At 35.4% G+C, this 23,650-nt stretch carries 20 protein-coding genes; 12 read left to right on the forward strand and 8 right to left on the reverse strand.

Features of this window, described 5'->3' with window-relative positions:
* Window positions 1-319 precede the first annotated feature (319 nt).
* From AYC65_RS09455 to AYC65_RS09465, 3 genes are read right to left on the reverse strand one after another with little or no spacing between them, the layout of a single operon-like run.
* On the reverse strand, window positions 320-1,912 hold the full coding sequence (locus AYC65_RS09455) for an efflux MFS transporter permease (protein ID WP_034870572.1): 1,593 nt from the start codon (window positions 1,910-1,912) through the stop codon (window positions 320-322).
* Window positions 1,905-2,969: an HlyD family secretion protein gene (locus AYC65_RS09460; protein ID WP_034870487.1), complete on the reverse strand. Its 1,065-nt coding sequence runs from the start codon at window positions 2,967-2,969 to the stop codon at window positions 1,905-1,907. Before AYC65_RS09460 ends, AYC65_RS09455 begins: the two co-directional genes overlap by 8 nt.
* Before the next feature lie 4 nt (window positions 2,970-2,973).
* Entirely contained in the window at window positions 2,974-4,296 is a 1,323-nt protein-coding gene (locus AYC65_RS09465; protein WP_034870488.1) for a TolC family protein, read from the reverse strand.
* A gap of 133 nt (window positions 4,297-4,429) precedes the next feature.
* Between AYC65_RS09465 and AYC65_RS09470 the strand changes: the two genes are divergently transcribed.
* Window positions 4,430-5,227, forward strand: coding sequence for an AraC family transcriptional regulator (locus tag AYC65_RS09470; protein WP_034870489.1), 798 nt, complete (start codon window positions 4,430-4,432; stop codon window positions 5,225-5,227).
* 63 nt (window positions 5,228-5,290) lie between these two features.
* Here AYC65_RS09470 and AYC65_RS09475 read toward each other — a convergent pair whose 3' ends face one another.
* The 3 genes from AYC65_RS09475 to AYC65_RS09485 all read right to left on the reverse strand — a co-directional run bounded on the left by AYC65_RS09475 (window position 5,291) and on the right by AYC65_RS09485 (window position 8,082).
* Window positions 5,291-5,722 (reverse strand): DinB family protein, encoded by a 432-nt coding sequence (locus AYC65_RS09475; RefSeq protein WP_034870490.1) that lies wholly within the window; start codon window positions 5,720-5,722, stop codon window positions 5,291-5,293.
* Window positions 5,723-5,926: 204 nt separating this feature from the next.
* Window positions 5,927-7,096, reverse strand: coding sequence for a glycosyltransferase family 87 protein (locus tag AYC65_RS09480; RefSeq protein ID WP_059333751.1), 1,170 nt, complete (start codon window positions 7,094-7,096; stop codon window positions 5,927-5,929).
* Window positions 7,097-7,449: 353 nt separating this feature from the next.
* Window positions 7,450-8,082, reverse strand: coding sequence for an NAD(P)H-dependent oxidoreductase (locus AYC65_RS09485; RefSeq protein WP_034870573.1), 633 nt, complete (start codon window positions 8,080-8,082; stop codon window positions 7,450-7,452).
* 348 nt (window positions 8,083-8,430) lie between these two features.
* On the opposite strand from AYC65_RS09485, the gene AYC65_RS09490 reads away from it, so the two are divergent.
* Together AYC65_RS09490 and AYC65_RS09495 are read left to right on the forward strand one after the other, a co-directional pair.
* Window positions 8,431-9,939 carry an amidohydrolase family protein gene (locus AYC65_RS09490; protein ID WP_034870493.1) on the forward strand — a complete coding sequence of 503 codons (1,509 nt, stop codon included), beginning with the start codon at window positions 8,431-8,433 and terminating at the stop codon, window positions 9,937-9,939.
* 99 nt (window positions 9,940-10,038) lie between these two features.
* Window positions 10,039-10,404: a winged helix-turn-helix transcriptional regulator gene (locus tag AYC65_RS09495; RefSeq protein ID WP_021346687.1), complete on the forward strand. Its 366-nt coding sequence runs from the start codon at window positions 10,039-10,041 to the stop codon at window positions 10,402-10,404.
* A 14-nt stretch (window positions 10,405-10,418) separates the two neighbouring features.
* On the opposite strand, the gene AYC65_RS09500 is transcribed toward AYC65_RS09495, so the two are convergent.
* The gene (locus AYC65_RS09500) at window positions 10,419-10,766 is read right to left on the reverse strand and encodes a winged helix-turn-helix transcriptional regulator (RefSeq protein ID WP_034870494.1); all 348 of its coding nucleotides are present in this window, start codon (window positions 10,764-10,766) and stop codon (window positions 10,419-10,421) included.
* 135 nt (window positions 10,767-10,901) lie between these two features.
* On the opposite strand from AYC65_RS09500, the gene AYC65_RS09505 reads away from it, so the two are divergent.
* The 6 genes from AYC65_RS09505 (at window position 10,902) to AYC65_RS09530 (ending at window position 19,514) form a co-directional block, all read left to right on the forward strand.
* Complete coding sequence (locus tag AYC65_RS09505; RefSeq protein ID WP_034870495.1) at window positions 10,902-11,963, forward strand: NADH:flavin oxidoreductase; 1,062 nt, start codon at window positions 10,902-10,904, stop codon at window positions 11,961-11,963.
* Window positions 11,964-12,200: 237 nt separating this feature from the next.
* Window positions 12,201-13,610, forward strand: a complete 1,410-nt coding sequence (locus tag AYC65_RS09510; RefSeq protein ID WP_034870496.1) for an alkaline phosphatase — start codon at window positions 12,201-12,203, stop codon at window positions 13,608-13,610.
* 204 nt (window positions 13,611-13,814) lie between these two features.
* On the forward strand, window positions 13,815-14,141 hold the full coding sequence (locus AYC65_RS09515) for a DMT family transporter (protein ID WP_009091036.1): 327 nt from the start codon (window positions 13,815-13,817) through the stop codon (window positions 14,139-14,141).
* 312 nt (window positions 14,142-14,453) lie between these two features.
* The gene (locus AYC65_RS09520) at window positions 14,454-15,935 is read left to right on the forward strand and encodes a tetratricopeptide repeat protein (RefSeq protein ID WP_034870497.1); all 1,482 of its coding nucleotides are present in this window, start codon (window positions 14,454-14,456) and stop codon (window positions 15,933-15,935) included.
* 582 nt (window positions 15,936-16,517) lie between these two features.
* Complete coding sequence (locus AYC65_RS09525; protein ID WP_052114740.1) at window positions 16,518-17,978, forward strand: hypothetical protein; 1,461 nt, start codon at window positions 16,518-16,520, stop codon at window positions 17,976-17,978.
* An 87-nt stretch (window positions 17,979-18,065) separates the two neighbouring features.
* Window positions 18,066-19,514 (forward strand): tetratricopeptide repeat protein, encoded by a 1,449-nt coding sequence (locus AYC65_RS09530; RefSeq protein ID WP_059333750.1) that lies wholly within the window; start codon window positions 18,066-18,068, stop codon window positions 19,512-19,514.
* Window positions 19,515-19,590: 76 nt separating this feature from the next.
* Here AYC65_RS09530 and AYC65_RS09535 read toward each other — a convergent pair whose 3' ends face one another.
* The gene (locus tag AYC65_RS09535; protein WP_034870499.1) at window positions 19,591-19,893 is read right to left on the reverse strand and encodes a hypothetical protein; all 303 of its coding nucleotides are present in this window, start codon (window positions 19,891-19,893) and stop codon (window positions 19,591-19,593) included.
* A gap of 685 nt (window positions 19,894-20,578) precedes the next feature.
* On the opposite strand from AYC65_RS09535, the gene AYC65_RS09540 reads away from it, so the two are divergent.
* Genes AYC65_RS09540 through AYC65_RS09550 form a run of 3 tightly spaced genes read left to right on the forward strand, consistent with a single transcriptional unit; the run spans window position 20,579 to window position 23,519 of the window.
* The gene (locus tag AYC65_RS09540; protein ID WP_034870500.1) at window positions 20,579-20,800 is read left to right on the forward strand and encodes a hypothetical protein; all 222 of its coding nucleotides are present in this window, start codon (window positions 20,579-20,581) and stop codon (window positions 20,798-20,800) included.
* Between the two features lie 15 nt (window positions 20,801-20,815).
* Complete coding sequence (locus tag AYC65_RS09545) at window positions 20,816-22,555, forward strand: fibrobacter succinogenes major paralogous domain-containing protein (RefSeq protein WP_052114741.1); 1,740 nt, start codon at window positions 20,816-20,818, stop codon at window positions 22,553-22,555.
* 10 nt (window positions 22,556-22,565) lie between these two features.
* Entirely contained in the window at window positions 22,566-23,519 is a 954-nt protein-coding gene (locus tag AYC65_RS09550) for an alkyl hydroperoxide reductase (RefSeq protein ID WP_234300279.1), read from the forward strand.
* The last annotated feature ends 131 nt before the right edge of the window (window positions 23,520-23,650 follow it).

Consider the following 23,650-nt stretch of genomic DNA (forward strand, 5'->3'; position numbering starts at 1 on the left):
TGGTTATACCAAGATAAGTAAGTCTTATGATAATTTAAATACTAATCATACTGAAAAAGTGATTTTATATACATATTCTTTTTCATAGCTCTTATGTAAAAAAGAAAGGGAGGCTATTAGGCCTCCCTTTACTTTTCTAGTTAAAATTAAGGATTTGGTGAATAGGAATATAACTAGATGAGGAATATATTTCACATTTCTTTTACATTTCAAATTTGGATAATTATTCTCTTTCACAACTATGGGAATTAATATTTGAAATGATTCTGTCAATATTCGTTACCTCTTTAGAAATATTTGTACTGGCCAGTCATAAAACTTAGGCCGGAGAAAGTCTTCTGGATTTAAGGTGTAATATCGTTTTGTTCAGATAGGGAAAAAGAAGGATTAACAGGAGCGTAGCAAAAAGGAGCCAGCTCATCATTTCATAATAATCCATACTAAACCTTAAAAGGCTCTGTTCCTCTACTTTCTTCAACAATAATTTATCCGATGCTCTTATTATCTGATCTTTACTCACACCTTTAGCACTTAGCTTCCCAGCTTGTTTACTCAAAATACTTTTTACCGCAGGATTCAGTATAGTCAAATGGTCCTGAAAAGCATTATAATGCCTGCTTTTCCCAAGAAGCTGAAAGAAATTAATAATCCCGATGCTGGCACAAAACCCCAGATAGCGTATGGTAAGCGCTGTAGCAGCAGCTGAATGGCCTATAAAAAAGGGAACAGCAGAGATTATATATATAATAGTAGGTACCATTAGTATTCCTACTCCAAGCCCCTGAAGCGCTAAAGGAATAAAATAATTAAAAGGATTGGCCTCAATATCAAATGAAAAATACATCACTACATGAAAAGCAAGGAGCAGTGAAAAGCCTAAAAACCAGATATAACGTATTCCGATCTTCCTTATAACCATACAGCAGGCCAAAATAACACCTATAATAATACCCAAAAGGTTAAAGATATTGATATAAGACAGATAAAAAGGATCAAAATGCAAAGCCGAAGTAAAATAAGTATTGGTAATTCCTGAAGCAAATCTGCAGATATAGAGAATAAAGAGAAATACAAGACCTATAATGAAGTTTCTGTACCTGAAAACTCTAAGATCAATATAGGGACGCTTCATTGCCCTAAAGCGGATAAGCATTAATACCGAAAGTATAAAAATACCTATAACGCTCAGGAGTATTCTCTGATCTTCCAGCCAGTAGTACTCCTGCCCAAAAATCATAATATAGCCAAAAAGTACAAGACATCCGCTGAGCAACATAAAACTCTGAATGTCTAGTTTATAAAGAGGAAATCTTTTACCACTACGGTAATGATTCATGGCAAATACCAGAAAAATAAGACAGGGTATATAAGAGAATATAGCGCCTTTATAGATAATATTAAAGTTATAAGCGTCGATAATCCCTGCTGTTAAAAGATTATTAACCGGTACAGCACAAATTAAAAGTCCAAAAAAAATCGAGAAGCTTATTTCCCTTCCCCGCTCACTGCCAAGTCTTGAAAAGAATAAGGTAAGGGAGAGATTTACATTGCAGGCAAACAGAACCCCCTGAATAAACCGGACAGGAAAAAGGATATAAATATCATGGGTAAGATAACAAATAAGGGAATTGAATATTTGCAGACATACAAACAGTAAGAGGTATTCTCTGGCCGCTAAAAAACTAAAAAACCTTCTTTCAAGACTATAAAATCCCACATAACCTGCATAAAACAAAATTACGGAAAACTGGATATCCCCTGTCTCGCATCCATAATATCCACGAGCTGCTTCAATATTGGTTAGAGGCAGAAAGAAAATTGCAATCCCCGGAAGCGTCATCAGAAATAGAAAGAACTTCACAAACCAGTCTGGTGCCCAATTCTTAAAAAAAGGAATTTTCCTTCTAACCATTACTGTGTTTTTTGGGAGCATAAACATTCACATTCATTCCGACTTTTAAAATCTCTGTTTCGGATCTCTGTCCATCGATTCTTATTCTTACAGGGATACGCTGAACAATCTTTACATAGTTACCCGTAGAATTATCTGGCGGTAACAAAGAAAAGCTGGAACCGGTAGCCGGAGAAAGTGATATAATTGTACCCTTAAATTCTTTATCCGGATAGGAATCTGCAATGATTCTCACCTTATCACCAATATGCATTCCGCTAATCTGAGTTTCCTTGTAGTTCGCCACCACCCATTTATCAGTCTGATCATTAACAATAAAAGCCAGAGGCTCCCCCACATCTATCATCTGCCCTACCTCTACACTACGTTTGCCCATTCTTCCGTTATAAGGAGCCGTAACAACGGTATAACTGGTTTCCAGTTTATGTCTTCCAAGCAATGCTTCCAGCCTTACGATTTCAGCCTTTACAACTTCCCTTTCCGCTCTTACATCTTCTATTTTCGAAACAGAGGCAGCATAGGCATCCTGTGAAGACTTATAGTCACTTCTGTTCACTTCCAGTGTTGCTTCAACATCTTCAAGCTTCTGTCTTGTGGCAGATTCCTCATCATAAAGCTTTTTATACCGGTTATAATCCAGTTCCTGTTTCTTTACTTTGGCACTGTTTGCCATAATCTGTTCTCTGGATGCCGAAGATTCTTTACTCATCGTATGGACAGTACTTTCAAGAACTTTTAACTGTGCACGTGCTTTAATAAGCTGAGCTCTGGTCTGCTCCTGTTGCAGAATATATTCCCTGTTGTCTATAACTAAAAGTGTGTCGCCTTTTTTTACATTCTGATTTTCTTCAAATTTTACAGCTACAATAAAACCTCCTGCTCTTGCAATTACAGGATTTACATATTCCTGAACCTGCGCATCGTTGGTCTGCTCGTATTTGTAATAACTAAAGAGGCTTATTCCTCCCCAGATGGCTAATATCAGGACTACAAGTATGGTAATCCAACCAGTGATTTTTGTAATAAGCTTATCGGTAGCAGTGTATTTCTTTTTCATCGTATTATAAAGTTCCTGTAACGTTTTGTAATAAGTAATATTTGTTTTGAGCTATAATTTTTGAACTTTCAAGCTCAAACCGGGTTTGAAGAAGCTGAATGTTTGCATCTAAAAGGTCTGTAATAAGAGATGTCTGACTGAAGTATGTGTTTTTAATAATCCGTGCATTTTCCTTTGCCTGAGAAACATTAATTTCTGCCAGTTTCACCTGCTCCAGAGCCTCAGTATATCGTAAATAAGCTTCTTTTACATCCTGCCGGATTTTGTCTTCAGTATTTTTATGTGCAATTTCTTCCTTTTCTAATTCCAGTTTTGCCGCCTGAGCTTTCTGCGTATTGTGATAAAGAGAAGAGATAGAAAATGAAGCCTTTAAACCAATAATACCCAACGAATACCAGTTGGGATTATAGGGATACAGGAAAATCTGTGGATTTGCAAAATAAAACTCTCCATATAAGCCGACTTGTGGTCTAACATTAGCTTTAACTTCCTTCAAACGAAGTTTACTAAGTTCCGTCTGCTGTCCGGATATATGATAATCAAACGAATACCGGAATGCCTGCTCCAGATATTCATCATATGTAATATTCTTTTCTCCTCTGATATCAATATCTTCAGGAACTACAACCGTTTCATCAGGAACTCCCATGATAATATTAAGCTTCTGTGTAGCAATTAATATATCATTTTCAATAGTTATTAAAGTCATTTCCCTTTTAGATAAATCGAGTTCTGTCCGGAGAACATCACTTTTCAAAATCACCCCATTTTTATAAAGAGATTGTATTTCTTTCAGCTGTAACTTCTGATCCTCGATATCCTCTTTTATAAGTTTCCGGAACATCAAACTTTTCTGAAGATCGAGATACAGTGAAGCTGCTTTGTAATGAATATCGGAAACACTCTCGTCTTTTTGGATCTCTTTGATCTTCTGCAGAACTTCTTCCTGCTTTACCTTAAGATTAAGCTTATTACCATTATAAATATTAAAATAAAAGTCGGCTCCGGCTCTGTAAAGTGTATGGATGACTTCATGCTGTGTTGGTTTTGAAAACAGTCCATTTTCATAGACAGGAATATTAGATGCCTTCTCTACAGAACCTTTTATACGCAGTTCAGGAAGACGCTCCAATTTAGCATCTTTTACTCTTGCAGCTGAAATATCTGCGTCCACATTACTCATTTGAATAGGACGGCTATTTTCTTCTGCCTTTTGCCATGTTTGCTTTAGGGAGAGATAAAGTGTGTCATTTTTAAGAACCTGGGTCTTGGCTAATGCCGGAAATAGTGTCCCCAGCATAAAGGCCAGGGTAGAAAAAATTTTCATTGAGAAATTATGAATTATCAGAGTGCAAAGCTATTTTCTCTCGGAATATTATTTTTATCCAAAATAGTCAATTTTTACCTGATTTCGGCCAATATAATTGTACCTTTGGATTCTTAAACTTATAAGTGAAATTATGGGGCTAATTGCAGCATTACCAGATATTGACAAGCACTCCAGAAGTGTTTTTGTAATGCATGAAAAGTCTGAAAAGCTGATCCCTTTTCACAGACATACAAAAGGACAGCTGAGTTATGTAGAAGGCGGAATTGCCTATATTACAACGGATAACAAAACTTATGTTGTTCCGGCCCGGCATTTCTTCTGGATTCCTCAGGGCATGGAACATCTTTTACGCATAGGGCACTCTGCCACGGTGCTTCGTTCACTTTATTTTTATGCGCATGATGATGATACAGATCCATTTTATACTAAATTAGGAATTTACCCGGCTTCCGAACTTCTCATTCAGATGATTAAGTATACCGAAGTATGGGATGAAAAACATGTGAAAGCAAAAGACCACAATTTTGAGTTCCTGATTTCTCTAAAGAATATACTTCCCAAAGTCAGCCAATATGCTTTACCTATCGTCCTGCCTATGACAGATGATTATCAGATGAATAAAATTCTTCTGTATCTGGATCTTAACATTGGTGACAAGCATACTTTGGTTAGTATCAGCGATCGTTTTGGAATGAGTGAAAGATCCATGTCGAGATTATTCAGATCCACTCTGGATATCTCTTTTTTACAATATCTGAAAACGCTGAGAATGGTTAAAGCCATAGAGCTTATTCTTAAATCTCATAAGTCTATTAATGAAATTGCTGATGAAGTCGGCTATAGCAGTATCAGTACCTTTAGTGATACTTTTCATGAATTCACCCAATCAAGACCATCAGATTTAAGAAAAACAAAAGGTTCTTCTTAATTCCGAAGATTTAAAAATCAATAAAAATCACCACAGTTATCTGTGATGATTTTTCAGTTATAATTAGATTGTTTTTAGATGATGATGCAGATGATCTATATAACCTTTGATAAGAACTTCCAGGGTCAAAATCTCAGGCGTTGTTTTTGAGGTATCACTGGTTCTTTGTAGTACTTCATCAGGCATATTTTCTACGATATGAACAATCTGATAGTTCAGAGATTTCCAAAGATTAATAACTTCTGCTGTAGGAATATTCTGGTAGTTCTGAGCTTTAACCCAATGGTCCTGGTCATATACAATATTCTCGTTTTCTTTATACTGGGTAACTACAAATCTCCGAATGTTTGTAAAAGCACTGTCGCAAAGATGTCCGATAATTTCTTTTCGGGACCATTTCTCCGGAGAGGCTTTATAAGACCATTCATCTTCAGAAATAGTTTCGAATCGTTTTAATTCTGTATCAATAATAGTTTTAAGAATCTGATAATTCATTTTTTTAAACTTTACTTTTATATTTTAACATGACACAGCAATTTAATGATAAATTCTCTAATTTTTCAGACTTATTCATTGATAAAATCACATTACAATTTATGATCAGAATTTAAATAAAAGGTCAGGTATAGCTGTCATTTTCTACAAAAAGAATTAGCAACCATATACCTTTTTCAGATAAAATAATATCCTCTCAGAAAATTATACCGGAATTTGGGCATTCCTCATTTTGCTGTAAGCATTAGAACCTTCTTTACTTCCCTGCAGCACGAGTGCTGCATATAATATAAGAAGGCTTATAAAGATTTCTATTTTTAGAGAAGAAAATGTAATAAATAATAAAACTACAATGAGATTAATAATACGGTTGACGTTACTTGTTAAAAGCAGAAGTAACAACGGAAATGTAAATATCAGATGGTGCTGTTCGCTCATTGGAGAGATAAGTAGTATACATAAAAGATATCCCGCAAAAACTAAAGGACTTAAGGTTTTCTCTCTCAGCTGTTTTATAAGCAGATATACCAAACTTACCGCCGCGGATACTATAAGAGCATATTTCCCGAAGTATTTAGACAAAAACATTGTTAAAGAGTAGCCTGAATGGAGATTAGATTCAGAGAAATTGGTTGTTCTATGCAAAATGAAAATATCTAAATAATGCTTATAATTTGAAAATACAAAATCTAAATTTGTGAGAAGTACCGGAATTCCGATAATTAAAATAGCAGAAAACACTACAGCTAAAACAGTAATCTTCAATTCTTTATAAAAAAACAGAAATCCTAAAAAGATTAAGGGTGTTACTTTTATTGAAATAGCCAGCGCTAAAAATAATGCAGAAAGAATGTACTGAGATTTTCTAAGGTATTTAAAAAATAACACACAGAAACACAGTACAATAAAATTGACTTGCCCGTTTAAAAAATTATCCTGAGCAATAGCAAATAACATTATAAAAGAAAGGAAAAAAAGTGAATATTTATTTATTTTCCCATTACTGTCTGCCATTTTAAAGCATTCATTAAAAGATATGTATAAAGCAATAAGACCGGAAAAATACCAAATAAGAATGGCTACTTTATAATTAATCAAGGTTAAAGGATAAAGTAGAATACAAAGGGTCTGAGGATAGAGAAAATCGAATTCACTCTCAATAATATATGGGTTTTTTAGTTCAAAGAAGTTTCGGGAAGCATTAAGATAAAGTGTAAAATCATTACCATCAGGAATTCTTAATGCCCTGTTATAGGTCTGAATAAGAAGTAAGGCACTTATGATTAAAAACCCGAGTAATAGTAACCAAAAACTAGTTTTGTAATTCAAAAAAGAGAGGCTGAATCCTTTAGGATCTTCAGTCTTAATATCCATATATTTTAATTGTTTATTTTACAAATTATAGCTTTGATCAGGAAGAAATTGGGTTTATAAAAAGGATTCCGGAATTAAATAGTATTATTTAAAACTTTAAAAATTCACAGAATATCATTTGTATAAGAATAGTTTATCAGGACTATTATAGACCACCCGATAAAGTCATTTTTTTTCATTCATAAAGCTTTTGCAAATATACGCATATATCACGTAAAAGAGAAATAGAAACCTTGCAATTTCCCTCATTAAATCTATAGTTAATACTAATGTCCTTGCATTTAATTTCACTTAAGAATAAAAAAAAGAAGACTATAAATCTTCTTTCTTTATTTATTTGTAAAGGCTCTACCTTAACTAAATTCAACAAATAATTCTTCTTTGGATCTTCTCACCTTTTCCAGCTTATTCCACCAGTCAGTATCTTCATCTTTGTATCCTAAAGCCATCATTACAGTACTTTTTAATCCTTTCGCTGGAAGATCCAAAAGCTCATCAACAGCTTTATTATCAAAACCTTCCATCGGAGTAGCATCAATTCTGAGGTCCGCTGCAGCAAGAAGGCCAAATCCTAAAGCTATATAGGCTTGCTTTGAAGCATTTTCAAAATGCTCTTCTTTTGTTTTTTTGCTTAGTAAGTTCAACAAATTCAGGCGGTATTCGTTTGTAGCAGTATCTGGTAAATTCCGTACCTTATTACTATATTCAAAAAATGAATCTACCCTTTCTGCTGTATATTCATCCCATGCGGCAAAAACCAATATATGAGATGCTTTTATAATCTGATCCTGATCACAGGAAATTGGTTGAAGCTTCTCTCTTATCTCTTGATTTGTAATAATTAAAACTTTAAAGGGTTGCAAACCGGAGCTGGACGGAGCCAGGCGTATTGCTTCCAGAACTTGTTCCAGCTTTTCTTTCTCTATAGTTTTTCCGTTATAAGTTTTGGTAGCAGATCTCCAGTTCAGTGTTTTTTGTAATGACATAATTCTATTATTTTTATTTCTTAGATTATATAATGAGATTCTATATCCAAAATTTTTAATTCTCATTATTACCCTGCAAAGTTACATGACAAAATGTTGCTTATATATACCTGTTACCTGAAGGTAAGCAGTTACCCATAAGTAACTATATGCTATTATCGATCTGGTATTCCTCATGTTGTTTTGACTGCTCTCAAAAATATAATCTCAGCAGAAATCATGGCGTTTTTTTTGCATTCAGAGAACAGATTTTCATAAATAATATGAAATCCCGTTATTTGCACAATTTTTTATTTCGGAAATAATAATTAAATCATTTTAAGCACAATCTTGTGCGTCCACAATATTATGATGAAAAAAACTCTTATTTACATATTACTTTTAGGGCTTCCTCTTACGGGGAATCAGCATATTACCGCTCAGGAACTTTCATATCAGCAGAAAATAAGTTTATTGGACAAAGAGAATCAGGCATTAAACTTTGATTCCGATCTAAAATTGTCCGACGCAGAAAATGCTTTAGATAGAAAGCTGTTTCAACTACGCAAAGAGTTCCTTACTGAAACCGAAAATCAAAAAATCCCATTGTACAGCAGTTCTTTCAACCAGATAAAACCTTTGATTGAAAACAGCAAATTATTTGATATTATCCAGTCCATGCCTAAAGGCGGGCTTTTGCATACACACAGTGGCGGTATTACAGATGCAAAATGGATCATTGCAACAGTGAGAAAATATAAAGAAAGCTACGTTTACGTTCAGAAGGATAATGACCAGTATATTTTCGGACAGATGGCGTTTTTTGCAAAAGACAATGTTCCGGCGGGATTTGTGAATCTTGATGAGAAATTAAGCTCCGATCCTGGTTTTGAAAAGCAGCTACAAGAACTTTTATTGCTGAAGCGGGATCAGCTTTGCAACTACACGGATTATTGGATAGAATTCGAAAAACGTTTTAAGCGCACAGGTTCATTACTATCATATCGTCCTTTCTTTAAAGCATATTATCTGAAAGGATTTCAGGATTTAATAAAGGATAATGTGCAGCATGTAGAAATCAGATTTATTTTTGATCAGCTTTATGATTTTGAACATGAAAAATATTCTTTAAATACATCCATTACAGATCTGCAGGATATTCTTAAGGAAATACATAAAACAGCTCCACAGTTTACATTGAAACTGATTTATTCAAGTTTTAAGTTTTTGGACCCTAAAGGTGTTGATAAACAACTGGAAGCAGCTTTCCAACTTAAGAAAGAGTTTCCGGACATGATTACTGGATTTGATCTTGTTGCGGATGAAGCTGCCGGAAATAGCATTTATTACTTCCGTGAAAGCTGGATGAAACTAAATGACCTTTCAAAAAAATATGGTGTAGACATGCCACTTTTCCTTCATGCTGGTGAAAGCAATTCTGTTTTTAATAAAAATGTTCTGGATCTTGCATTACTCAACAACAAAAGAATAGGCCATGGTCTTAATCTCATCTATTTTCCAAAAACACTGGAACTGATTAAAAAACAAAACAAATTGGTTGAGGTAAGCCCGATCAGCAATCAGATTCTGGGATATGTCAGCGATATGAGAAATCACCCTGCAAGAGTGTTGTTAAGCAACGGAGTACAATGCTCTATTAATAGTGATGATCCGGGAGTATATGGTTACGAAGGACTTAGTTATGATTTCTGGGTTGCTTTTGTATACTGGGAATTAGATGTAAAGGCATTGAAAAAGTTAGTCTATAATTCGGTTAATTATTCTTCCTTAAACGAGAAAGAAAAGAAAGAGGCTATTCTCTATCTGGACAAGCAATGGATGGATTTTGTCACAAAGATGAATCAAAAACTGAATTAAGGCTATAGTAAATATATACCCGGCAATTAGTTACCTCTTAGTAACAGGGTAAATTTTTGTACAATGAAACAGCTAATTTTGTCATTTCATTTTTAAGTTATGAAAAAGCAAAGAACTGAATTGGGTCCGGACTGCAAAATGCACCTGCGTGGTGTGGAAGATACGGTATATTTATTGAGCGGAAAATGGAAAACCATTATCATCAGCCACTTATACTTTACCGGTAAAATGAGGTTTATGGACCTTAAAAGACAACTGGAAAAAGTAGCGGCAAAGACACTTTCAAAAGAGCTGAAAGAGCTTGAAATGAACAACCTTGTATCAAGAACCCAGAATAATACCATGCCGGTGACGGTCGATTATGAACTTACAGACTTTGGAAAAAGCCTTCATGATGTTATCGACACTATGTCCAAGTGGGGTATTAATTACAGAAAGGAACTACTCCAGAACGGAAATAAATAACTAAGAGATAAATATTACACCTCTGCTACTTCAGGAATTTCTTTAGTTTCATATTGTTTTTCCCAATCCTCAAGCATAAACAGAATAGGCAGCAGCGCCAGCCCTTTTTCAGTTAAGGTATACTCCACTCTTGGAGGCAGTTCTTTAAATTCAGCTCTGGTAATCAGTCCGTCCTGTTCCATTTCTCTCAACTGATCGGTAAGCACCTTTCGGGATATCACATGGATACGCGCTGCAATTTCTCCAAAACGCAGTGTACGATCTTTTATAACCCTTACGATTACTGGTTTCCATTTATTTCCTAGTGCCGACATTGCCTTTACCAGCGGACAATCACACTCTGCCATTCGTTTCTGTTTCATAAGTTACCTCTTTGTTACTATTGTTGGTTACAGCAAAGTTACCACTATTTTTAGTTAATAGGTACAAAAATGAATTATTATTAGTTACTTTGTGTAACAAAAGTAAAATCAACCTTATAAAAACTTTGTCAAAAAATGAATACAGACTCATTATTTAGTCCTTTTATTTATAAAAACCTTCATCTGAAAAACAGAATTGTAATGGCACCAATGACCCGTGCGCAGTCAGCTGCAGGAATCCCTACTCCTGAAATGGCCGGTTACTATTCCAGAAGAGCAGCCTCAGAAGTCGGGCTCATTCTTTCCGAAGGAACCGTGATCAACAGGCCTGCATCTAAAAATTTACTGAATATTCCCAATTTTTATGGTGATGAAGCATTACAGGGCTGGAAGAATGTAATTGATCAGGTGCATGCAGAAGGCGGGAAAATGGGACCACAAATATGGCATGTAGGTGATACCAGAATGAACAAAGAATATCCTGAAGTCGCTATGGAAGCTGCTGCTACAATGAGCATTGCTGATATAGAAGATACGATCAGACAATTTGCTGCTTCTGCAAAAGCCGCCAAAGACCTTGGCTTCGACTGTCTGGAAATTCATGGTGCACACGGATATCTTATCGATCAGTTTTTCTGGGAAGGTACCAATACCAGAACCGATGAATATGGCGGAAAAACATTAAAAGAAAGAAACCGTTTTGCTGTAGAAGTTGTAAAAGCTATAAGAGCAGCTGTTGGTGAAGATTTCACAATTATTATCCGTCTTTCCCAATGGAAACAACAGGACTACAAAGCCAGATTAGCAACTACACCTGCGGAAATGGAAGAATGGCTATTACCGCTAAAAGATGCCGGTGTAGATATTTTCCATTGCTCCCAGCGCCGTTTCTGGGAACCTGAATTTGAAGGTTCGGATCTTAACTTTGCCGGATGGGCTAAAAAAATCACTGGCCAGCCAACTATCACAGTAGGATCAGTAGGCTTAAAGGGTGATTTCCTTTCTGCTTTTGCAGGTGAAGGAACTGAAAAAACCGACCTTTCTGAATTACTAAGAAGGCTGGACAGACAGGATTTCGACCTTGTGGCAGTAGGAAGGGCTATATTGAGTGACTACCAATGGGTTCAAAAAATTAAAGCCGGAAATACAGAGGAACTTTCCGATTTTTCTGCAGAAAGCTTAAAAGTACTCTATTAACATAGTAATGATTAATCCAAAAAGATAATCTTTTAGCCCGGCTCATTTATCAGCCGGGTTCTTTTATATCCGTAGTTTTCCTCTTACTAAACTTTAAAAAGAAGTATTGGTATTCCTAATGGGCCTTACAACAATAGCTCAACATAAAAATTAATATTCGTTTACAATTAATTAACGCAACAACATTGCATTAATTAAATTTAACTCTTATATTGCAGTCCGTTAATCAATTACAAAATGGACAGACGAAGGTTTCTAAAAGGAACAGCAGTACTTTCAGGATTTCTGACGATAAACCCTATCGGTTTATTCGCAGGTAATACAAATTCTAATTCAGTAAGTAAAAAGACAGCCAAGAACATCATTTTTATGATTAGTGACGGAATGAGCTCCGGAACTCTGGCTATGGCAAATCAGTATTCCCTGAACACACTTGGAAAAAACAGCCACTGGATTGGGCTTTATTTGGAAAATAAAGTAAGCCGTGCTCTGATGGATACAGCCTCTGCCAGTTCTATTGTTACAGATTCTGCTGCAGCCAGTTCAGCTTTTGGTGGCGGGAAACGGGTAAAAAACGGCGTTCTGAATATTGGTGCTAATGGTGAAATACATACCCCGATATGGCAAAAATTTAAAAAAGCCGGTAAGAAAACGGCTTGTGTAACTACAGTTACTATCACCCATGCAACGCCTGCAGGATTTTGTATCAACTCTGAGAAAAGAAATGCAGAACCGGAGATTGCAGAAAAATATGCACAGGAGGGATTTGATGTAATGATGGGGGGCGGAGACGAATTCTTTAATGCTGCAAAAAGAGAAGACAAAAAAGATATTTACAGTTTATACCAGAAAAAAGGTTACCAAATTCTAAAGAATCGCTCTGATTTACAAAAAGCAGAAAAAGGAAAAAAATTACTTGGTGTTTTTAGTACTGGTGCTCTTCCGTATACCATTGACAGAAATAATATCCCCGGACTGCAAAACACCCCTACTCTTTCTGAGATGACTAAAACTGCAATTGATCAGATTAAAGATCACAAAGACGGTTTTGTATTACAGGTTGAAGGCGGAAAAGTAGACTGGGCAGCCCATGCTAATGATGTTGCAGCACTTATCCATGATCAGTTAGCTTTTGAAGAAGCTCTAAAAACAGTAATAGATTTTGCTGAAAAAGATGGAAATACCCTGGTCATCATAACCACCGATCACGGGAACGCCAATCCCGGAACTATATATGGTAACGAAGCAACTAAAAATTTCAATACAATAGCGAACTATAAATATACCAATGAGTATATACTCAACAATATCAACGAGAACTTCAACCTTCAACAGATGAAAGACTGGATTTTTGAAACCAACAAGTTCAGCCTTACCGACGAAGAAGCAAAACATCTACTCAGCTTCTATACAGGTGCGGAGAAGCAGGAAGAGGGTCTGTATAACTATAAAAAAATGCCTTTCAAAGCTTATTCGGAAATTCAGAAAAAACACAATTCTGTAGGCTGGATCAGTATGGATCACTCCGGAGATTACGTAGAATTAGCCATGTATGGCCCGGGAAGCGAACTTCTGAAACCTTTTGTCAAGAATACTGATTTACATTACCTCATGCTGGAAGCCACAGCCCTATCGGATAGAAGTTAGAAAAACACAGTTACAATACTATAAAGCATATTCTGCTACAAAACTGTTAATTTATTTCAGCGGAGTAATTCTATCATAATAACAATAAATTTGGTTTGTTAACAGTTTTAATAGGCAGTCGGAATATTCCGACTGTCTAATTTTTTATCATATGTAAAATACAATCTGCTGTAAAGTCCTGATTTTTGTACAAAACATAAACATATGAACTGGATCATCTTAGTTATTGCTGCATTATTCGAAGTAGGCTTTGCATCATGTCTCGGAAAAGCAAAAGAAACAACCGGAACTGAATCTTACTGGTGGTATGGAGGATTTATCGCCTGCCTTACTATAAGTATGGCATTGTTAATCAAAGCAACGCAGACATTGCCAATAGGTACAGCCTACGCCGTATGGACTGGCCTGGGAGCAGTAGGAACTGTTCTCATGGGAATTTTTGTTTTCAAAGACCCTGCTGGTTTCTGGCGTTTGTTTTTCCTGTTTACACTGGTAAGCTCTATTGTAGGATTAAAGGCTGTATCCCATTAAACACATTTTGGATCTTTACTTTATTTTTCTATATCAGATTATTTATGAGCCTTCTCTTTTGGGAAGGCTTTTTAGTAATCAAATTATAAAATAATACACTTTAAAATTCTGCACAATCCAATTTTCATCTACTTATTTTTTCTCATATTATATGTAAATAATTACATTATGCAATTGGAAATATATTAAACGTAATCATAATATTTTAATGTCAACTTTTCTGTAAATACTACACTATATCAAAACAAATAGTATCTTTGATGCCGGTAAATTCATTTTTTAAACGTTATTAAAATACAGTATCTAAGGACTATGCAGAAAATAGTACTCTTACTTCTTGTTTTTTTTTCATGTCTGGGTATAGGGCAAAAGAAAAAAGAAATTGATAGTTTGCTCAGCAATATTGCCCGATTGGAAAAACCAGAAACCCATATTGAGGCAAATGCAAACAAGACAGATAAGATACTAAAAATGGGTACTGAAGCTTATTATCAGGCTAAAGAAATTGACTATAAAGACGGCCAAACAAGGGCATTGCATTCCATTGTAAAAAATTATATCTATACCGGAGAACTAAAAAAAGCTCTGGAAAAAATAAATGAAGGGCTTGCTCTTACAAATGGAGAAAATCAGTTACAAAAATACAGGATTTCTTTTTTTATGTTCAAAGCATCTGTCTTATTTCAGTTAGGATACTCCGATGAAGCTAAAGCAAATTATAATAATGCTGCGGAAACTATAGAAAAAGTTCCGGAATATTCTGTTGATAAAGAGCATTATAAAAGAGTATTAGAACATGCTTCATACATTATTTTTTACGAACAGAAGAAAGCCCAAATTCCTGGGAACATAAAACAAAAAGAGCAATATCTACTGGATACCTATAAGGAAGTAAAACAGATTAAGAATAATACTGATATAAAAACCATATTATACGTTAGCAGCTTGCGCTCTCTTATCTCGTATTATACTGAGTTGAACGATACAAATAAAGCTGAGCAATACTTGGCAGAAGGTGATTCTCTTTATTCTGATTTCCCTGTCTGGCTTATTAAAAGAAATCTCCTGCTGGGTAATATAGAAAAAAAGAAAAAGAATTATACAAAAGCTATAGAAGCTTATAATGATGCTCTGAAAACTGCAGGAGAATATCAACGAAAATATGAACAATCACAAATTTATAACCAGATAGCGGAATGCTACCACGAATTGAAAGATTATAAGAATGAATCTTTGTATCTGGATAAAAGCAAACGTTTAAATAAGAGTATTGATATTAATGAAAAAGCAACTGCCGGAGATGTGTTGAAGCAGGAATCAAAAAATAAAAATGAAACAAATTCTTCTCTGGACGTTACAAAACTTTATTATATCATTGCAATACCCTTCCTGATTGTACTTTTAATTATTATCCTGAAGCGAAAAACTATAAAAAGTAACACCGCTGATGTTATAACCGAAAAGCCTGTTGAAAACGAAGATGAAACTGAAAAACTGGATCACGAAACATTAAACCAACTAATAAATCTGGCCGAAGAGGATGATCCTTCTTTCTATTTTAAATTCAATGACACATTTCCTGATTTTAGCGAAAACCTTTTGAAAATCTGCCCAAAACTTACACAATCCGATTTAGAATATTGTGCAATGATGAAGCTAAATTTTGATACCAAGAAGATCGCATCTATAAAACGTTTATCTATTGGTGCTGTGGAAAGTAAGAAATACAGAATCAGAAAAAAACTGGATATCTCTACAGAAGAAAACATCTACATCTGGCTGATGGACAAGTAGATTCAGCAACATAAACAAATTTACTATTAATCAGTATTTTAATACATTGAATTGTCCGTATTCACTATTTCGATAAATCATTATAGCAAAAAAGACTTAGCCAGAACTGTTACTTCTTGTTTAATTTATATTTTTGTTTGTAAAAACTCACAAATGATGCCTATTAATTTTATCTTCTTCACTTGTCCGGCTGCGGAATACCAGTCATAGAAAAAAACACATTCCCGCCGGCTCCTTATCAGTATACGATTCCTTACGAAAAGAAACTTTATGCATAACTATAAAGCATGTTGAATAAACACGCCTGTATATCGTCTTATATGATAACTGGTATGATTAAGTTTTTCAGAATCATTTCTATTTTACTAATATATCGCAATTATTTATAGTAAAACAATATAAAATAAAACATATGCAAACAAACATCACAACAAATACCCTTATACCATTAAGATATAAGATTTATTTTTTAAATTTATATAAGTATTTCATAAAAGAATATCAGTTTAAAACAGTAAGGAAATATGCTTGTTCTATGGCCTGTTTCACACTTTTGGATATATAGTAAATAATAATTTAATCATGCGAAAAATATTATTTCTATTAATACTTTACTCATTTAGTATCTCTGCTCAGTACAGCAAAGAGAAGGAAATAAATTATGCACTCGACACAATAAGGATTAATAAAGTCCCTTTCTATGTTAAAAACGAAACAGATAAAAAATTAGCATTAGTCGAAAACCTCTATCTCCAGTCCAAAGAGATAGGTTATACAACAGGACAAGTAAACGCCTTGCTTTATATGGCAGCAACCTATTGCATACGTGGAGATATAGACAATACCATTGTTAAGTGTGATGAAGGGCTATCTTTGACTAAAGGAAAAGAAAAATATGCCCTGCAGCGGGTCAATTTTTTACTGGCAAAAGGTATTGTTTCTCTTCAGATGGGCTATTTCGAAAAATCAAGAGAAGATTTTCAGACAGCATCGGCAATTATAGACAAAGTACCCCCACACAAAAGCGACTCTATACATTACGCCAAAGCTTATGTCTATTACTGTACATTAATGTCTTATGAGAGAGATACAAATCACATTTTAGGCAATAAGGAGATTGAATATTATGCGCTGAATGCCTATAAACAGACACAACAAATCAATAATGATTTCCCTAAGAAGAAGTTTGTATCAACCTTATGTATTCAGAGACTTATTTTGGCATATATCGATCAGGATAAACTTGACTTAGCCGAAAAATATCTGGCTCAGGCAGAGGTTATCAACAAAGGCGGAGGCTCTTTTTGGCCATTATCCCGCAACATTATATTAGGCGCCATAGCAGAAAAGAAGAAAAACTATACAAGCGCTACAAAACACTATGAGCAGGCATTAATACAATCGAAACAATATGATTTACTAAAAGCTATATACGATCGTGATATAATATATTCAGGGCTAACTGAAAGCTATCATGCGCTGCATAACTATGAAAAAGAATCTTATTACCTCAGTGAAAGCAAAAGATATAACGACAGCATAGCTCTGGTAAATAAAAATACAGTGAGCAATATTTTAAAAGACGAAGTAAAAAATAATACCGCCAATAAAAAAATTAACCTTTATTATATCATCGCCGTTCTTCTGATTCTCTGCCTAATTAGTTTTTATATCATAAAGCAGATTATTCCACGAATTATTAATAAAACTCATAGAAACACTCAGCCTGAACAGGAGGAAATTACTGATTTTGAAAAACTGAGTCTGGTGACCGAACTGGCACAAAACAATGACCCGGCTTTCTCTATTAAATTTGCAGAGGTCTTTCCGGCTTTTAATCAGAATCTTTTAAATATCAATCCAAGGCTCACACAATCTGATCTGGAATTTTGTGCATTGATGAAGATAAATTTTGATACAAAAGGAATAGCTGTTATCAAAAAAATGTCAGCAGAAGCTGTAAAAAGTAAAAAGCACCGAATAAGAAAAAAACTGAATATAAGTCCTGAGGAAAACATATACATATGGCTGATGGATAGATAATTAGCAAATAGCAAAGTTAATTCGTAATTCGTAATTCGTAATTCGTACTTAAAAACAATATAAAAAAAGAAACATCTTAATTGAATCATGTATAAGATTTTATTTTCACTGATTACCCTGTTTACTCCTTTTTCTATTATCGCTCAAAATAATAAAGAAAAAGCAATAGATAGTCTATATAAAACCATAAGCAGTACAATTCCTTATAATGTAAGAGGCGATGCCGAGAAAAATTTAAAGGTATGTACTGAAATCTATTACAAATCCAAAGAAATAAATTATACAGACGGTCAGGTAAAAGCTTTAGAATATATGGCACAGGTATATTCTATTAACCATAATATGAAACAAGCACTGGCTAAAGCCAATGAAGGACTGGACTTAACCAAAGGAAATCCAAGATATACTATAGCCTCCTCTTCATTTTTATTATTAAAAGGCAGGGCACTATACAGTATTGGCTATTTTGAAGAAGGAAGAAAAAAAATACAGGAAGCAGTAGCGCTTGCTGAAACAGCACCTGAACGTGATCGTAATGAAGTTCATAGTATTAAGGCAGCTTCCTTTTATTTAACCCTGGAATCTTTCGCAAGTGATAAGAAGCACACGCTCAGCAAAAAAGAAAAAGAATTTTACCTGCTTAGTTCCTACAAAGAATTACAGCAGATCAGCATTAATGATTCTAAAAAGAAATCGCTAACAACAATGGTTGCATATGGACTAGCCAAACTGTATACAGGGGACAATCAGCTGGATAAAGCCGAAAAATATCTGTCTATTGGCGACAAAGTTGACAAGAATGAAAGATCTCTGTGGCAAATTTTTCATTATGAATCTTCGGGGGCTATACAGCAGAAAAAGAAAAATTATGCAAAAGCAATTGAAGAATACAATGCTGCTATACGCATATCTAAAGAATACCAATGGTTTGCCCATATGGGATTACTTTATTCGGCACTTGCAGAATGCTACCACAATCAGGAAAATTATAAACAGGAATCTTATTTTCTGAGCAAAAGCAAAAAATTTAACGACAGTATAAATATAGCCGAAAGTAATATCGTAAACACTGTATTAAAAACAGAAACTATTACAGAAAAAACATACCTTACAGAAGCCCGTATTTTTTATTACGCTATCGCTATTCTTTTGGGTATATCTGCTTTAGGGTATTATATTACCCGATACAGGACTGTGAAAAAGATACAACCCCATATTACAGATCAGAATGAAGACCCTGATCATGAAAAAATAAATCATGCCGCTCAGCTGGCAGAAAATAATGATCCGACTTTTTATCTCAAATTCACAGAAATTTTTCCATATTTCAGTCAGAATCTTTTAGAGATAAGCTCCAAACTTAGCCAGTCCGATCTGGAATACTGTGCTTTGATGAAAATGAATTTCGATACCAAGAAAATAGCCATTATCAAAAAAATATCTGCCGGAGCTGTGGAAAGTAAAAAACACCGGATAAGAAAAAAGCTCAACATCAGTTCCGAAGAGGATATTTACATCTGGCTGATGGATAAATAACTAGCAAAGTTAATTCGTAATAAAAAAGTCCGGGCTTTTGAATAAAAGCTTCGGACTTTTTCACAAAAGATTGATTTTACATAGCCTTCCGAATTTCGGTCAGCAATTCCAGTTCTGAATGCGGAATCAAATCACAGGCAATCTGTAAAATGTTGCAAAAATCGGAAGCATCTGCAGTAGAAGAACCTTCTGCCAGACTTTCCAATGCCTGCATACATACAGCCAAAACAGACTTGATTTTGAAGCCTATATCAGAGTAGTTCTGCACCCCGATATTGGTAATGTTGCTGCTAAAATCAGATGGACTGATGGAAACCAGCCAGTCTTTCAGTTCGATTTCTTTGCCGTTTAGGAATACGGCTGTTTTCTTTGGGTTCATAACGTATAATTTAGGAATAGTAAAGCCCGAACAGCTTAGGTGTCCTACGCTTATACGAGCGTCGCGGTGCTTTCACATACCGCCACCTTACCATGCGGGCAATTTTTTGAATCATTGAAGTCGTATAATTTAGGAACCATAAAGATAGAAAATAAATTAATAGTTAAAAAAACTTAGAGCTTCCGTTCACGAAGCTTTTCAAATCCAATTTATTTTTTGATTTTCTGCCTTCCGGTTATCCGCATTTTTCAAAATTTTCGTACCCAGCACAAATCACATTAAACAAGAATGAGATTATTTGTTTTTTTAATCTGTTTCCCCGGCTCTTTTCCCACAAAACAAACTCTTGTTTTGATCATTTTTTGCTAAGCACAAGCTCCGGATTTTTTAAATTTCATGTTTTCGGATAATTTTTTCCAATCCTGTTAACACCCAATAAACCCAATACCAATAAGCGTTTACACGAATCGCAAGGAATCGTACCATACATTAGACCATATCAGAAGCTGCTTTATTTCACAAAAACATAAAGCCAGAATACTTTTGCCGGGCCGTGTGAAATATAATGTCTTTCCTGTCATATCTATATTAAAAAAAACACAAATGCTTCGATATAATTGAACACAAATGATAGGTGAAAAAGCACACGGCTTTTTAACAATAACAAATTAAAAAGAAAAACAGAATGACAAAAGAAGAACAAAAAAATGAGCTGCCTGACAAACCAAAACGTGAATATACCCCTCCGGTAATGGAAGTTGTATTTCTGCAAATGGAACAAGGCATTGCAGCTGGCTCTGCCTCTGCAAGTGTAACCCCGGGCACTACCAACGGAAATGTTGATCCTGTAAAAACGGATTGGGAAGGAACGAGTGATACAACGGTAGATGCACCCTTTTTTGATTAAAAAACAAAAGAAATTATGATGAAAATATTTACAAAACAAACAACAATAAGAAATTTTACAGGTTCTTTAGGTGTCGTATTTCTATTATCTCAGATCTCTTGCCGTACATCAGATGCCGAGAATAATCTGACAAGCGGTCCGGCTGCCGTAAAAATCAATCTTTTAGGAACCGAATTCGCTAATTCTAAAGGGACAAAACCAACAGCTTCTGTTGGTAGACAAGGATTAGATTTAGGAAGTAGCGGAATACAATCCAAAAGTATTATGATTAACCCCAGTACCTTTATCATAGCACGATTAGCTCCAGTTAATGAATCCCTCAGTCCTCAGGCTTCTGTCGGAAAAAATCTTTCGGCAGCTGTTCCCGGTGACCCTTTAGGATCGGGGATAAAGTTCCGTGTCATTGCTTATGATCAGGGAAGCGGGCAATACAAAACACATCAGGATTACACTGTAGGACAGCCTGCTGCTCCGCTTATGCTGGATGGTGGAACTGCCTACAATATGGTGGCTTATTCCTATGGAAACTCTACCCTTCCGGCTATAAGCTCCGGAGAAACTACTGATCTTAATAGCGCTGTAGTGAATTATGATGACAACAACAGGGATTTTATGTACCAGAATATCAGCTATACTCCAGCAAATGCACAAAATACCCTGGATATTACCTTAAGGCATAAAGTAGCAAAGATTACCACCTTTATTATATCCAACATGCCTGGTAATGGCATTACTGCAATCACCAATGCTGCAATTACCCCACATGCTACCAATGGTACAATACCTCTGGCCTCAGGGAATATTACAGGACGTACCAATGCAGCCAGTGCGGCTATTGATTTTAGCTTTTTGTCGACTGAAGCTACTTCAATAACTGCAGCACCTATATTTGTAAATGCCGATACAGGAGGAGCTGTTACAGCTTCATTCTCGGCCAATGCAATTGTTGGCGGAAATCCCCGTACCATCAATGTACCAAATGCTTTGAGTATTACACCAGGGAATACACAGAGTTTTACTCTTAATTTAACCCATTGCGGAGCCTATATCGCACCGGGAGTATGGAAAGAGTTTATGTGTCATAATCTGGGCGCTGATTACTCTGCCGATCCATTTGCACCTTCGCAAGCTATCCGGGGTGCTAAATACCAATGGGGTGTATTGACTAATGCTACAAGAGATCTTGCAGGCTCTCCAAAAAAACAATATCTCTCACAAGCGGAGGATTTAACTAGTCATCAGCTCCTTACCGCCAACCCTGAATGGTATCCTGCAAACCGAGAAACACTAAATACAATTCCCTCTCTCCCATGGGATACTGCATGGAATGATAATATTAAAACAGATCAGGACCCTTGCCCCAGCGGATACAAAGTACCAAGCAAAGAGCAATGGCAGGGTGTAATAGATAACAATCCGATAAGCAGCATAGGAACGTGGTCTCCTGATTATACAGCGAGTAATTCAGGTTTCCTTTTTGGAAAAGGGCTATTTTTAATTGCCGCTGGCCAACGTTATCAAACGGGTGGAATTCAATTAACCAAAGCATTTGATGGTTCACCTAATAATATAAACGGGGTCTATTGGAGTTCTTCAAATATTGTTGAACAAACACCTCCTTTAGTCCTTGGCCTTTATACACACCATGCATATGCTATAACAATTGGTAATAACACGCAAGAGGTAAACACGCAAGAGGTAAGAAAACTGATCTATACTTACGGTAATTCTGTTCGCTGCATTAAAGTGGATTAAAAACAACAAAATGATGAACAAAAATTTATTCATGTTATTATTGTGGATTGCAGGTGGATTTGTTTTACAAGCCCAGTCTATTGATATGAACTTCCCTCACTTTGCCGGAAAAAACTATGACTTTATTATTTTTCAGGGCGATAAACAAATAACTCTGCATCAAGGCACTATTCCTTCGGATGGTAAGTTTACTTTGAGTATCCCTAAAGGATATTCTCCCTATACCGGAATGAGCCGATGGCTTATTACCGGTACCCGGGAAGGTGGCGGACTGGATATGTATATCCCCGGGAAAGATTTCTCTGTAAGTTGTACTGAGGCCAATCCAACGGAAAAGAATGTGATCTACCAGAATAATAACGGCAATAAAGAATTAAGCGAACTCTATAGAAAACAGGAAAAAATACTTTTGCAGTATGAAACCATGTTACAGGCTACAAAAGTATTCTCTAAAGCAGATAAGAACTATTCTGTTTTTACAAAAGAACTTCAGGATCAGACTAAAAGTTATGCGACTTTTCAGGATGGGCTTAAGAGAAAACCGGATTACATCAGCCAGTTTCTGCAGATTGTAAATATTACCCGGGGAATAGCCCCTCTGCTTTCAGAAAGAGAAGAAGATAAAGCCGAAAGCATAGCCCGGTATATCGTTAATGAAATGGACTGGAACTACTTGTATACTTCTGGACACTGGAGCAGTATAATCGACGCATGGGTTAGTATACACACCCAGGTATTAAAAAATAAACAAGGTTTTGCCAGTGATGTGGAAAAACTAAGTTCAAAGATTAAGTCTCCGGAGCTTTATACTGATTTTGCAGGGAGAACAGCTTACTACCTTACCCAACAGAAAGAAGAGGATTATATCCGTGCTATAGCACCTGTAGTAATAGCTTCCGGGAGGATCAAAGAGTATAACGGGGCTTTAGCCGCTTACCTGACTACAGAAAAAATGATTAAATAAAAGAAATACGAGATCATCGTCGTTTGTTTGTGTAAAAAACGTTAACGTTTTTCGGGTGACCAGTATACTGGTCACCCGTTTTTTTCAAAACATTACAACAAATAAATTTTATACCAACCCCAAAAATAGAT

This window comes from Elizabethkingia bruuniana, assembly GCF_002024805.1.
In the GTDB taxonomy this organism is placed as follows: Bacteria; Bacteroidota; Bacteroidia; order Flavobacteriales; family Weeksellaceae; genus Elizabethkingia; species Elizabethkingia bruuniana.